The following is a 13,688-nucleotide window of genomic DNA, read 5'->3' as shown; positions in this document are numbered from 1 at the left end:
GCTATTCCCTTCCCCGCAAAGACTACTTAATTTAACGAAACATGAAGATGCGAAGGACACCAAGGAAAAGTAGAGAAGTAATCTTACACGGTGAAGGGAGTAACTTAGACTGCTATGTGTTTCTGAACTTTTGAAACTAACTCATTTGTCCAGTAGTTGGTAAGTTCAGCATTGGCAGCTTCTACCATAACCCTGATCACTGGTTCTGTACCAGAGGCGCGAACCAAAATTCTGCCGGAATCACCCATTGCAGCTTCAGCAAGAGCGATCGCTTCTTGCACAGGTTGACAATCTTGCCATCCTAAACGGCGATCGCGATCGACAACTCGCACGTTTCGTAACAATTGCGGATAGGTCTGGAAGCTTTGATCTACTAATTCGCTAAAGGGAACGCCCGCCTCTTTCACCAAAGCTGCTATATGTAATGCTGTTAACAAGCCATCTCCAGTTACGGCATAATGACGGCAAAGTATATGACCTGATTGTTCGCCGCCCAGCATTCCCCCAGTCCGCAACATTTCGGCTTGTACGTATTGGTCGCCAACTGCGGTACGAATTAAGTTACCACCAATTTTTTGCCAAGCTTTCTCAAAGCCTAAGTTAGCCATAACTGTAGATACAATCAGGTTGTCTGGCAGTTGTTGGTTTTGTTGTAAGTGTCGTCCCCACAGGTAGAGAATGTAATCGCCGTTAACTTGCCTGCCAGTATTGTCTACTGCTAAGACGCGATCGGCATCGCCATCAAAGGCAAAGCCGATGTCGGCATTATGTTCTTGTACTGTGGCTGCAAGAATATCTAGGTGCGTGGAACCGCAGTTAACATTAATGCGATCGCCATCTGCTTCGTTATGCAAGCAGATCACCTCTGCCCCCATTTCTGTAAATACTGATGGTGCTAACCCGACTGCTGCTCCCCACGCCAAGTCTAAGACAATCTTCATTCCCTGAAGATTTAGGACACCGTTCAAGGGTTTTTTCAATGCCTCGCTATAATGCCCCACTAACTCCAAACGTGAGTAATGCCGTCCGCAATTACTGATAGCAATAGGTGATATTTTACCACGCAGTCCCGCTTCAATTTCTGCCTGCAATATTTGCGGTAACTTTCCACCATTGGCACTAAAAATCTTAATACCATTGTCTTCTGGGGGATTGTGGCTGGCAGAAATCATCACTCCGCCGATGGCATCACTGATGCTGGTCAGATAGGCAATGCAAGGAGTGGGACATAATCCCAAATACCAGACCTCTAATCCTGCTGCTGTTAACCCTGCACTCAAAGCCATTGCCAGCATATCGCTGGAGTTTCTAGAGTCCTGTCCGAGAATGACTGGCCCTACTTGAGTCGCATGGTTACGTAAAACAATCCCTGTCCAAAAACCAACTTGCAATGCTAGGGGCGCACTCAGTAATTCTCCTACTCGTCCGCGAATCCCATCTGTGCCAAATAAGGGATTTGCTGGTAGCGGGATTAAATTCAGTCCAAAACTGCTCTCAATCCCTTTGCCCAATCCCTCAGCTTCGGAAGCAGAACCCCCAGCAATGCCCGATGTCCGAGTTATAGATGAAACCATATTTTGAAACACTCCACACAATCACACTGAAAAATAGCACTTAAGACTTTATTCAGCAATTTTGACATGCTTTTTCTCTTTAGAAATTTATTCTAGATCAAGCTATCTTTACGTAAACATACTGAATTTACGCCTCTTTTTTTGTAAATTCTTGATAAAGCCAGTATTGGTTTTTACGTTCTCAGTAAAGTTTCCACATCTTAGCTAATTATTCTTTTTATGCAATCAAATTTAGCCTTGATTTTTATTTGTACTAGTTCACACTTCGCAATACTACTAATCAAAAAATATGTAATAAATATTACTTTCGTTTCATCACAAGGTTTTTTCAGCAAAGCTGAGAATGAAAGCAAAATTTAGCTAATAACAACAAATCAAAACACCGAAATGTAAAACTCTATTCTCTTAGCCTTGTTGCGGTGTAAAAAACTACAAAATTCTCGCCGCTTAAAAAATTTTAATATAAATTCTCATCAAATAGTTTTAAGGTAACGTTTTAATGGCTTTTTTAGCCGTTAGTGAATTTAAACTCCGGCAGTTAACTTTTTAAAGTTGAGAAATTTAGTATGAGCAGCAATTTAGCAACCAAACTACGTGTAGGCACTAAGAAAGCCCACACAATGGCAGAAAATGTAGGTTTTGTCAAGTGCTTTTTAAGAGGAGTAGTCGAGAAAAACTCTTACCGGAAACTTGTTGCTAATTTCTACTTCGTCTATTCAGCGATGGAAGAGGAAATGGAGAAGCATAGCCAGCATCCAATTCTTTCTAAAATTAACTTTCCTCAGCTAAACCGTAAGTATACCCTAGAGCAAGACCTGGGTTATTACTTTGGTGCTAACTGGAGAGAGCAAATCAAACTATCTTCCGCAGGGGAAGCTTATGTAAAGCGCATCCGAGAAATATCTACTACAGAACCGGAATTGTTAATCGCTCATTCATATACTCGTTACTTGGGTGACTTATCCGGGGGACAAATTCTCAAGAATATTGCTGTAACGGCGATGAATTTGTCTGATGGACAAGGAACAGCCTTTTATGAGTTTCCAGAGATTCCTGATGAAAAGGCATTCAAAGCGAAATATCGGCAAAATTTGGATGAATTACCCCTTGATGATGCTACAACCGAGCGCATCGTTGATGAAGCTAACGCCGCCTTTGGCACGAACATGAAGATGTTCCAGGAATTGGAAGGCAATTTGATTAAGGCGATCGGGGTAATGCTTTACAATAGCCTCACACGGCGTCGTACACGCGGCAGTACTGAACTCGTCACAGTTGAGTAACTGTGTTGAGATTGCAGAGTATGGTGTATGGAGTCATAAGTTCAGATAGGCTGATGAAGAATAATTCATAGGTGTTTCTGGGGAAAGAGCGATTGACGCTCAAAATGTTTAGGGGCAATAGCCTTGTGACTGCTTTTTATTGGTGAAAGCAAGCATGGGGAGATTGCCCCTCAATTATGTTTAATAGTTAGAAGTTATCAACACTAATTTTTTGGGGTTTTGCATAAATTTTCAACTTATAGCAGAGTTGAAGAGGACGGATGCACGCGATCGCACTTATGGGTTTATCTTAGGTAGGGCAATGAGTGATTGCTTCTACTCCTCCACTGCTGACTCCATCGACCCTAGCTTGACCACATTGGGTGTTGAGCATTGGGGGATTGGGGCGATCGCCCTTAGAGTAAATAGGTGAAAAGTAACTTATGTCTACTGTTGACTATTAGTACCAAAAAAGGTACAAAAGTAATATGATGTCAAATTGATATCAAATTGATCTAATTAAACATAGCTCTGTAAAGCTACAATATGTGCTTTTGCAGGTTTATGTGTTTTTAGAGAAATTTGATATAGATGGAAGAAAAACGAATTCCTGCACAGTTCTATCAAAACGAAAATGGTACAGAACCTGTTCGTGATTGGTTAAAAGACTTAGACAAAGAAGACCGAAAATTAATTGGTGCTGATATTAAAACAGTAGAAATTGGATGGCCAATTGGGATGCCAACTTGCCGTCCAATGGGTAAAGGGCTATTTGAGGTACGTACAAATTTACCTCAAGGTCGAAAAGCTCGTGTGTTGTTTTGCATTTATGACGAAAAAATGATTCTTCTTAATGGGTTTATCAAAAAAACTCAGAAAACTCCACAAAAAGAATTGGAGTTAGCTTTAGAACGCAAACAAAAACTGGAGACGCAAAGATGAACAAAAATCCATATGTTGGTTCGTCTCTTGATGACCTTCTTGAAGAAGAAGGGACACTTGAAGAAATTAACCTGATTGCTGCTAAACGTGTTATTGCATGGCAGATTAGCAAAGCAATGGAAGAAAAAAAGTTGAATAAGGCAGCAATGGCAAAAGAGATGAACACTAGCAGATCATCTCTTGATCGGCTGTTAGACCCCAATAACTCATCTGTATCCTTAGACACTATTGATCGTGCTGCCAGAGTGGTTGGTAAACGGATACGTTTTGAATTGGTGGATCCAATGTAGACATAATTCAGCATCACCTATCTTCCTAACCCATCTCTGATGAGATGGGTTAAATTTTGCCCGTTCTGTCTCCTCCACAATCGCCCTTCACTAACCTCGGTCAAGCAAATTCTGACTAATTGGAACTGTATCAATTGAAGTTCCTGAAATTTAAGGGCTTCAAACCCTTGTTGTACCGTATTAAATTGCTGTACCAAATAGGCGCTGTGCCCCTACGCCGCGGATCTATTTATCTGAAAATAGCTGTAAAATAACTAAGTCAATCTTCACACCAAGCTTAATCTCAGTAGTTAAGTTTGTAACGCGTAAAACTTAGCATACTGAGGACATCAGGCAAAAATATGGCTACGAAAATTCCTGTCACAGTGATTACAGGCTTCTTAGGTAGTGGAAAAACCAGCCTAATTCGCCACCTGCTACAAAACAATCAAGGACGGCGTATTGCTGTTATAGTCAATGAATTTGGCGAACTCGGTATTGATGGCGAATTATTAAAATCCTGTCAAGTTTGCCCGGAAGATGGTGAGGGCGACAGTAATATCTTTGAATTAACTAACGGCTGCTTATGCTGCACCGTGCAGGAAGAGTTTTACCCGATGATGCAAGAGTTAATCAAGCGGCGGGATAGCATCGACTGCATTTTGATTGAAACCTCTGGTTTAGCGTTGCCAAAACCATTGGTAAAGGCTTTTCGTTGGCAAGAAATTCGTAACGCCGCCACTGTGGATGCGGTGATTACCGTGGTAGATTGCGCGGCGGTAGCAGCAGGGACATTTGCTAGCGATCTAGAGGCGATCGCAGCCCAGCGCCAAGCAGATGATAGTCTAGAACACGAAACACCTTTGCAAGAACTATTTGAAGACCAACTTGCTTGTGCAGACTTAGTGGTGTTAAATAAAATTGACTTGGTAGATGCCGAAACAAAAGCCAGAGTTGAGGAATTGATTAAGCAAGAATTGCCCAGAGTGGTGAAGATTGTCGAGAGCAATGGTTCTCAACTAGATGCATCTATATTATTAGGATTCCAAGCCGCAGTCGAAGACAATTTAGATTCTCGTCCTAGTCATCACGATAGCGAAGAAGATCACAATCACGACGAAGAAATAATCTCAACTAATTTAATTTTGGATCGTACATTTGACCCAGAAAAGCTTCAACAGGAGTTAGAAAAATTAGCACAAGAACAAGAAATTTACCGGATTAAAGGCTTTGTGGCAGTGCCGAATAAATCCATGCGCTTAGTGATGCAAGGCGTGGGAACCCGATTTGATAAATTTTACGATCGCCCCTGGAAGCCCGAAGAGGCACGCCAAACCCGCTTAGTTTTCATCGGTCGTGATTTGAAGTCTTCAGAAATAGAATCACAACTTGTAGCTTTGTAAGTAAGCTGTTGGACATTTAACTTGCATATTACATATAAGTAAAACTCTTGTGGGGTGGGCATCTTGCCCGCCGCCCTGGTTATGCAAATTAAAAGTACATTAGCTTATCTACTTTGAGAGTTCTGGCGTTAAGAGAATGCGGCTTTCATCAATGCTACCAAATACAGGTGTAGACCAGCGAAAGTTTCCTGAAGCCGAGCGGTAAATTTTTGTTGCGTTTTGCTCAACCGCATTTTGTTTCTCACTATACTTCCTAAAAAATAAAGCTAATCTGCCTTCAAATTGTACTAAATGTGTGCTAAACCCTAATCCTATCGCACTCAAGCCGGAATTTTGAATCACGATTAGCTTAATCCCTTTTGTTGAAGAGATGTAAAATGGCTGACTATCGAATTTTTTCTTCTGATCGCAATGATCCCTTAGCAGTCTTTCAATACGATACTGAGATAACGGGCACACAGTTCAATAATCGTCTGCAAGGTACTAATTCTAGCGACCTTATCCGAGGAGGTGCAGGAAACGACACGCTTCTTGGTGGTAATGCAAATGATATTCTAATAGGTATAGGTAATTATGGAGCAACGGACAGAGATGTTTTAACAGGAGGCGGAGGAGTTGATATATATGTGGTTGGCGACGGTAGGGCTAACTTCTACAACAATCCTGCTGGGGATGCCATAATAACAGACTACAACTCGTCGGAAACTATCGTCATAAATGGTGATAGAGAGTTAAAGTTCACGGCTAAATCTGTTGCAAATGTTGGAACCTCATCTCCTGATCTGATAATATCTGCGGGCAATTTGTCTCAAGTTATTATTCAAGACTTTGGAAGTAGCAATAACCTAAATTTCTTTAAGACAGACTACGAAGGGGAGAACGATCTTAGGGGTGTCTTCCTAGTGTAGATAAACCTCTTCCTCCCTGCATACATACAGGGTTATATTCAGTTGATTTGTAAGGAAGAAGATTCTTAGAGATAGAAACGCTCTAACAGTGAGGTGTTCATGTTGGGTTTTACTATCTATCGGTCAACCCAACCTACATTGATAAATTTTATTACAAGTAATCACCCGAACTTGATATCAGTCCCGATAGCCTATTTTGTTTTCAAGAAAACCTGATCAACGGATTTTTCAGATAAAAGAATCTGTTGATCAGGTTCAACCATTTGCAAAAAATCGTCTAAGATTAGGCTCTATTTACTTTGATAGTTCTGGCGTCAAAAGAATGCGGCTTTCACCAATGCTACCAAATGCAGGTTTAGACCAGCGATCGACTACTTTGCCCAGAACTGACATGTCTTGAACTAAGCGGTCAAATTTATCAGGGGTGAGAGATTGGGGGCCATCGGATAAAGCTTTTGCTGGATTAGGATGAACTTCAATCATTAAGGCATCTGTACCAGCTGCGATCGCAGCCATTGCCATTGATGGAACATATTCAGACCTACCAGTACCATGACTAGGATCAATCATAATCGGTAAGTGGGTAAGCGATCGCAATACCGGAAGCACTGATAAATCTAAAGTATTCCGGGCATATTTGCCATCAAAGGTTCTGATTCCCCGCTCACAAAGAATTACATTGGGATTTCCAGATGCCAAAATATATTCTGCCGCCATCAACCACTCGTCAATTGTGGCAGACATCCCCCGCTTGAGTAGCACTGGTTTATCTTGAGCGCCTACCTTTTTGAGCAACGAGAAGTTGTGCATATTTCGCGCTCCGATTTGGATTATGTCAGCTGTTTTCGCCACTGCTGATAAATCGGCAGCATCCATGAGTTCTGTGACGATACCCAAACCAGTAGCTTCCCGCGCTGCTGCTAATAAATCTAAAGCGCTTTCACCATAACCTTGAAACGCATAAGGTGAAGTTCTGGGTTTGTAAGCTCCGCCACGCAAAAACTGCGCTCCTGCTGCCTTGACGCGCTTTGCTGTTTCGACAATCATCGCTTCATTTTCAACAGAACAAGGCCCGGCTACTAATACGATGGGATGAAGTTCGCCGAAATAGATATCACCGTTAGGTGTAGGTACAACAACCTCGCTGGCTTCTCCATGTCGGAATTCTCGACTTACGCGCTTGAAAGGTTGTTGCACTCGTAATACCTGCTCAATCCAAGGGCTGAACTCTTGAACCTGTAACTTATCGATGCTAGTGGTATCACCAATTAGCCCCAGCACAACTTTATGGGTGCCAACGCTTTTTTCTACCGTGACTCCCCAAGTCTCACCCACTTCTTGGCTGATGCGAGTAATTTCTTCAACAGGTGTACCGCTCTTAAGTATGATAATCATCTATTTTTCCTTTTGTATAGTTCTTGGGTGTAATACAGTCCGTTCGTAGGGGCACAGCAATGCTCATACGTGTCAAATTAACGTGAAACCCTTGTCAAAACGTGATATTCAGTTCTCTGGCTTCCCATCACGATCTGCGTTACCCCACCCTAACCCTCCCCTTGGAAAGGGGAGGGAACTGCATTTCTCCCCCCTTCCCAAGGGGGGGATTAAGGGGGGTAAAACGCGTGTGGGATAAGCGTTTGAGCTTAAGTTGACACCAATGAGCAATGCTGTGCCCTTACCTTGGGAATTAGCGCAAAAATTCAGCAAGTTGTTCTAGTTTTGTCCAAGCCGCACCGCTTTGCAGAATTTCCTTAGCAAGGGCAATACCCTTAACACAACCTGCTAAAACATCAGTTTCCCCATGAATGGCTTCACCAACTTGCAGTGCGAGGGCTGTATTTAAAGCGACTACATCCTGCTGCGCTTGAGTGCCTTTACCTTGGAGAACTGCCTTCAAGATTTCGGCATTTTCTTGGACTTCTCCACCGCATAAGGCCGCAGTCGGTGCAAAACTCAAACCAAGTTCTTGAGGATTGAGGGTTAGAGAACGGACTTTTTTATCTTGGAGTACAGCTAAGTCAGTGACATCTGCTAAACCAGCTTCATCTAAACGTTCTCGTCCGTGGACTGCGATCGCTTGCTGACATCCCAATTGGGATAAAGCTTGAACAATTTCCTCTAGTAAAAGCGGATCGTTGACACCAATAATTTGCCCTGTCGGCCGCATGGGGTTTACTAGCGGGCCGAGCAAGTTAAAAACAGTCCGCACTTTCAAAGTTTTTCGCAAAGTAGCGATCGCTTTAAGTGCAGGATGCCAACCGGGAGCAAACAAAAAGGTAATTCCAACCTCACCCACTGCGGCTTGCACTTTTTCTGGAGTGGCGTTGAGATTTATACCCAAAGCTTCCAATACATCAGCCGAACCAGTCTTGCTGGATGCCGAACGATTTCCATGTTTGGCAACTTTAACCCCGGCGGCGGCGGCAACAAAGGCGACAGCAGTGGAAATGTTAAAGGTTGAAGCGCCATCTCCACCAGTTCCACAGGTGTCAATTAGGGGAGTTAGGGATTGGGTACTGGGGATTGGGGATTGGGATTGTAAGACGCTAGCCATCCCAACTAATTCTTCGGCGGATACGCCTTTAGCTTGGATTGCGGCTAAAATCGCTCCTGAGAGGACATCAGGAATGGCATCTGTGAGCCAACCTTGCATCAGATCCGCAGCTTGGGAAACTGTCAACGATTGCCGAGCAAACAACTGTTGCAATAAAGCTGGCCAGTTGTATAACTCAGAAGTGACGGGAATGTTGTCAAGTGAAGTTTTAGTTACAGCTATCATATTTGTCGTTAGTCATTGGTCATTAGTCATTGGTCATTAGTCATTCACGAAGGACAAATGACTAATGACAAGAAGAGAAAACTAAGGAATAAGGACTTTGGCGACGGTTTGCACGTCTTTGTCACCTCTGCCAGAACAATTGATGACGATGCGGGGGTTGCCTTCTAATTGAGGACAAAGGGTTTCGAGATATGCGATCGCGTGAGCAGTTTCTAAGGCTGGGATAATCCCTTCTAATTGCGAAAGCCTTTGGAATGCATCTAACGCCTGTTTATCGGTAACACTGTAATATTCGGCGCGACCAAGATCCTTTAAATAACTATGCTCAGGGCCAACGCCGGGATAATCTAATCCGGCACTAATTGAATGGGCTTCGATTATTTGACCATCATCATCTTGCAGTAGATAGCTCATTGCACCGTGCAATACACCTACTTTCCCTTTTGTCAAGGTAGCAGCGTGTTTTTCTGTATCTACACCTTCACCCGCCGCTTCTACTCCAATTAGACGCACCGAAGGTTCATGCATAAACTCATGGAATAACCCGATCGCATTGGAACCTCCACCCACGCAAGCCAGTAGAATATCTGGTAATCCTCCCCATTTCTCCTGAGCTTGAGTGCGAGTTTCTACACCAATTATCGCGTGGAAGTCACGGACAATCATTGGGTAGGGATGAGGGCCAGCAACAGAACCGAGGATGTAATGGGTTGTTTCTACATTCGTCACCCAATCCCGAATTGCTTCCGAAGTTGCATCCTTGAGAGTTCCTGTACCTGCCTCCACTGGACGAACTTCTGCACCCATTAACTTCATGCGGAACACGTTCAGGGCTTGGCGTTCCATATCTTGGACGCCCATGTAAATTACACATTTCAAACCAAACCTAGCACATACAGTTGCAGTCGCTACGCCGTGTTGTCCTGCACCTGTCTCTGCAATCACCCGTTGCTTGCCCATGCGTTTAGCTAGCAACACCTGAGCCAAAGCATTATTAATTTTGTGAGCGCCTGTATGATTTAAATCCTCACGTTTTAAATAAATTTGTGGCCCCGTGCCATCTGGTCTAGCGTAGTTTGTTGTCAAACGTTCAGCAAAATATAATGGGCTGGGTCGTCCTACATAATCGCGCAGTAGGTTTTGCAGTTCTGCTTGGAAACTTGGCTCATTGCAATATTGATTAAATGCCGCTTCTAATTCAGTTAATGCAGGCATTAAGGTTTCGGGGACGTACTTACCGCCGAATTTTCCAAACCTGCCTAAAAGGTCAGGTAGCACAGGCGTAGTTGAAATTACAGCGTTGATGTCTTGGATGCTTACCACAGTTGAAAATCCTTTATGTTCAAGTATTTTTTACTTTCGTTCTAATTTTTTAGAACTTATCCCACAGATAAAATTCTTTTCGCGTTTCGTTTGCACGGGTTTCGTAGGTATAGCCCAATTCCCTGTGATTCAAAACGTCTATAGGGCGCACCAAATCTTTAGAGTCAAAATTTGGTAATAGGGATAGTAAATCTCCTAACGCCGTAGTTTTGGGGGTAGACATACCGCCGTCCCAAGGCCACATTCGGTCTTTAAGATTGTGTCCATAAGGCTGACCATCAGCAGGATAAAAATCGCTACCTTTATGACCGTTTTCTTGCCATTGGGCCCAGAGGCGGTCTGCGTTGGCATGATTCAACCAAAATACTGGGTCATAGGGCGAACTTGGTATATTGCTCATGGTACCCAGACCCTTAAACTTTACGGGTCTTGTGCTTGCGTCTATCTGTACCCCACCAACTAAACCATGAATGTAGTTGTGTAGAAATCCTCCTGGGGTGACTTTACCCTGCTCATCTACAGAGATAAATCCTTCCAAAGCGGGGCGGAATAGAGAGTAGTCATTAAGACGAAGGGCACGCTCAACATCTTTTTTGGGCAAAGGGTAATTAGTGGCAGGAGGTGCTTGTAGAAAGCGGACAAGTGATGTACCTAACGATGCTCCGGTATCTTGGTCGATGTTTAATACTGGGTTCATAACCCAGCCATTTGCTGCTGCAAAAGCCCCAGATTTTACAGGCCCGCCTGTAAAACTTCCCTGATTTGGAATTTTGATGGTTACTCCTTGACCGTTAGAACCAAGAAAGTCATCGTTAAAAATCACATCAAGTGCTTTGGCGTCTGTCCAATCCCAGTATGGCAGAGTAACGTTTGGGTCTACTGCTTGCAGAGCTTGTTCAAATCTGCGAATATATTCTCGATGCCAAGGGAAAAATGCGGCATTTTCATGAGCAAGTTCCTGAACGGAACCATTGGAATGCTTTTTATGATTATGAATTAAGCGTGTTGCTCCTATATGTATGGCAACGAATTGGTCGTAAATACTGACCTTGCTACCTGCGGGAATTGTAGTTTTTAAGGTTTTGATAGCCTTGACAAAGGCTGTTTTCTCTGCTGATGTCAGGTCAGTTACGTTCTTTCTTACAGCTAGGTGAGCGTATTGTCCTGGAAGATTTTCATACTTATACTGTTTGTCTTGTCCGTAGTCAATGCGATCGTGGGCGAAGACTGTAATAGCGCAGGTGCTAACTATAAGTAAGCTATAAATTAGTGTTTTGACAGATTTCAGCAGGAGTTTCATTATTTATCTCACCTCTTGAAGAGATGGACTTTCGTGCCGACTTTCTGTAATGGCTGTTTTAAGTTCTTGACAGAGTTGTTCTACAGCTTGCAGTCCTTCTGCTGGGCTACCTTCAGCTAATCTTTTAACGAAGGCACTACCAACAATCACCGCATCTGCACCCCATTCCCTTACTTGACGTGCTTGTTCTGGCCCTGAGATGCCAAAACCAACGCCGATGGGTTTATCGGTAACGCTTCGCAAATCTGTTAATAAATACTTTACGCGGTCTTGGATTTCAGCGCGGATACCTGTAACGCCTGTAACGCTCACGAGGTAGATAAAACCCTGAGATTGATGAGCGATCGCTTCAATTCTATCTTGAGAACTGGTAGGAGCTACGAGTAAAATTACCTCAATTCCGAAAGATGCAGCAGTTTGGATTAATTCTTCTGCTTCTTCTAAAGGTAAGTCTGGTACTACCAACCCTTGCACGCCGACAGCAGCAATTTTGCTTAAAAATGGCTTAATACCTCGGTACAAAATGGGATTGTAGTAAGTAAATAGAATTATCGGCGCTTTCAAGCTAGGACTCACCACCTGTAACATCTCTAGCACTTGCTCTAATTTCGTGCCTTTTTGTAAAGCGCGAGTTGCTGCCGCTTGAATCACAGGGCCATCTGCCAAAGGATCAGAGTAGGGAACGCCTAACTCGATGAAGTCAGCACCATTGCGATCTAAGATACGTAAAGCCTCGGCAGTGGTTTCTAAGTTAGGATCGCCTGCTGTGATAAAGGGGATTAAAGCACACTGTTGGCGATCGCGTAAAGTTTTAAAGGAAGCTGAGATAGAAGTCATTCTAAAAAATGGTTAATGGTTAGTTAATAGTTTTGGAATAATCAACAATGAGCAATTAGCAATGTTCACTCTAGATTTGTTGTCATCGAGTCTTTTATACTCGTGAATGAGTCTTTTATCTCCGTTAACGAGTCTTTGATACTCGTGAATGAGTCTTTTATCTCCGTTAACGAGTCTTTGATGCTCGTGAATGAGGCTTTTAGCTCCGTTAGGGAATAAAGAAAGGGTTAAGGGGGAAGGGAAAAGGGAATTTTGCCCTTTAAATGTCCCCTTTACCCAGATTCCGCAAGAAACCTATTTTCGCAAATCTCCACCCAACCGCCTTAGAAAGGCTTGCTTTAATTTTTAAGGAGGGTTAGGGAGAATCAAGTCTTAGCAAATTACGCACAGCTTGTTCGACATCGCTTTGTTTAACTAAAGACTCTCCGATTAAAACCGCACGCGCACCAGCTTCAGCGACAAAAGATAAATCACCAGGTGTATATAGTCCAGACTCGCTGACGACGGTGATATCCAAACTTTGTAATTGTTGTTGGCGCTGTGCTAAAAGTTGCTGTGTTGTGCCTATATCAAGGGTAAAATCTTCTAAATTGCGATTGTTGATTCCTACTAAACTTAGGTTGTCAAGCTTTAGCACTCGATCGAGTTCAGCCAGGGTATGGACTTCTACCAGTGCATTCATGCCTAAATCATGAATTAGTTGCAAAAAAGCCTGGAGTTCTTGATCTGATAAAATGGCGGCAATCAACAAGACTGCATCTGCACCAGCTGTTCGTGCTAAATATATTTGATAGGGGTTAATGATAAACTCCTTGCACAGTAGGGGTAATGCTACTTGCTTACGCACCCTTCGCAGATTATCAAAACTGCCTTGAAAGAACTTTTGGTCAGTCAAAACTGATAAACAAGCTGCACCACCTCTTTCATAAGCTTGAGCAACAGCTACTGCATCAAAATCTGCGCGGATAATCCCACGGCTAGGTGATGCCTTTTTTACCTCGGCAATTAAGCTAGGTTGGTTAGGATTTTCTTGCAAAGCATTCAAGAAATTTCGCACAGTCGGGGCTGCATTTAACTGTTGTCGCAAGGAG

14 protein-coding genes are annotated in these 13,688 nt (G+C 43.1%); 6 read left to right on the top strand and 8 right to left on the bottom strand.

The features are described 5' to 3' along the window. Nucleotides 1-104: 104 nt before the first annotated feature. Nucleotides 105-1,574 carry a phosphoglucosamine mutase gene (glmM, locus tag VE944_RS15740; protein WP_324978560.1) on the bottom strand — a complete coding sequence of 490 codons (1,470 nt, stop codon included), beginning with the start codon at nt 1,572-1,574 and terminating at the stop codon, nt 105-107. A 566-nt stretch (nt 1,575-2,140) separates the two neighbouring features. Here glmM and VE944_RS15735 point away from each other — a divergent pair. The 5 genes from VE944_RS15735 (at nt 2,141) to cobW (ending at nt 5,450) form a co-directional block, all read left to right on the top strand. Next, nucleotides 2,141-2,857 carry a biliverdin-producing heme oxygenase gene (locus VE944_RS15735; RefSeq protein ID WP_324978558.1) on the top strand — a complete coding sequence of 239 codons (717 nt, stop codon included), beginning with the start codon at nt 2,141-2,143 and terminating at the stop codon, nt 2,855-2,857. Between the two features lie 247 nt (nt 2,858-3,104). After that, complete coding sequence (locus VE944_RS15730) at nt 3,105-3,269, top strand: hypothetical protein (RefSeq protein ID WP_324978556.1); 165 nt, start codon at nt 3,105-3,107, stop codon at nt 3,267-3,269. A gap of 158 nt (nt 3,270-3,427) precedes the next feature. Next, complete coding sequence (locus tag VE944_RS15725) at nt 3,428-3,778, top strand: type II toxin-antitoxin system RelE/ParE family toxin (protein WP_324978554.1); 351 nt, start codon at nt 3,428-3,430, stop codon at nt 3,776-3,778. After that, nucleotides 3,775-4,068 carry a helix-turn-helix domain-containing protein gene (locus tag VE944_RS15720; RefSeq protein ID WP_324978552.1) on the top strand — a complete coding sequence of 98 codons (294 nt, stop codon included), beginning with the start codon at nt 3,775-3,777 and terminating at the stop codon, nt 4,066-4,068. Before VE944_RS15725 ends, VE944_RS15720 begins: the two co-directional genes overlap by 4 nt. 341 nt (nt 4,069-4,409) lie before the next feature. Then, entirely contained in the window at nt 4,410-5,450 is a 1,041-nt protein-coding gene (cobW, locus tag VE944_RS15715; RefSeq protein WP_324978550.1) for a cobalamin biosynthesis protein CobW, read from the top strand. A 108-nt stretch (nt 5,451-5,558) separates the two neighbouring features. Here cobW and VE944_RS15710 read toward each other — a convergent pair whose 3' ends face one another. Continuing rightward, complete coding sequence (locus VE944_RS15710; RefSeq protein WP_324978548.1) at nt 5,559-5,792, bottom strand: hypothetical protein; 234 nt, start codon at nt 5,790-5,792, stop codon at nt 5,559-5,561. A 35-nt stretch (nt 5,793-5,827) separates the two neighbouring features. On the opposite strand from VE944_RS15710, the gene VE944_RS15705 reads away from it, so the two are divergent. Further along, the gene (locus VE944_RS15705) at nt 5,828-6,358 is read left to right on the top strand and encodes a calcium-binding protein (protein WP_324978546.1); all 531 of its coding nucleotides are present in this window, start codon (nt 5,828-5,830) and stop codon (nt 6,356-6,358) included. Nucleotides 6,359-6,652: 294 nt separating this feature from the next. Here VE944_RS15705 and aroF read toward each other — a convergent pair whose 3' ends face one another. The 6 genes from aroF to trpC all read right to left on the bottom strand — a co-directional run. After that, nucleotides 6,653-7,753 (bottom strand): 3-deoxy-7-phosphoheptulonate synthase, encoded by a 1,101-nt coding sequence (gene aroF, locus VE944_RS15700; protein ID WP_324978544.1) that lies wholly within the window; start codon nt 7,751-7,753, stop codon nt 6,653-6,655. 292 nt (nt 7,754-8,045) lie between these two features. Beyond that, complete coding sequence (gene trpD / locus VE944_RS15695; RefSeq protein ID WP_324978542.1) at nt 8,046-9,137, bottom strand: anthranilate phosphoribosyltransferase; 1,092 nt, start codon at nt 9,135-9,137, stop codon at nt 8,046-8,048. Between the two features lie 81 nt (nt 9,138-9,218). Then, nucleotides 9,219-10,460: a tryptophan synthase subunit beta gene (gene trpB / locus VE944_RS15690; protein WP_324978540.1), complete on the bottom strand. Its 1,242-nt coding sequence runs from the start codon at nt 10,458-10,460 to the stop codon at nt 9,219-9,221. Nucleotides 10,461-10,509: 49 nt separating this feature from the next. Then, nucleotides 10,510-11,760: a tyrosinase family protein gene (locus VE944_RS15685; RefSeq protein ID WP_324978538.1), complete on the bottom strand. Its 1,251-nt coding sequence runs from the start codon at nt 11,758-11,760 to the stop codon at nt 10,510-10,512. Between the two features lie 3 nt (nt 11,761-11,763). Next, the gene (trpA, locus tag VE944_RS15680; RefSeq protein ID WP_324978536.1) at nt 11,764-12,597 is read right to left on the bottom strand and encodes a tryptophan synthase subunit alpha; all 834 of its coding nucleotides are present in this window, start codon (nt 12,595-12,597) and stop codon (nt 11,764-11,766) included. A gap of 355 nt (nt 12,598-12,952) precedes the next feature. After that, nucleotides 12,953-13,688: indole-3-glycerol phosphate synthase TrpC (gene trpC / locus VE944_RS15675; protein WP_324978535.1), on the bottom strand; the 736-nt coding region annotated here is incomplete at its 5' end.

This window comes from Nostoc sp., assembly GCF_035638895.1.
Taxonomy (GTDB): domain Bacteria; phylum Cyanobacteriota; class Cyanobacteriia; order Cyanobacteriales; family Nostocaceae; genus Nostoc.
Note: the sequence above shows the minus strand (reverse complement) of the source record. Positions and strands in the feature narration are given on the sequence as shown.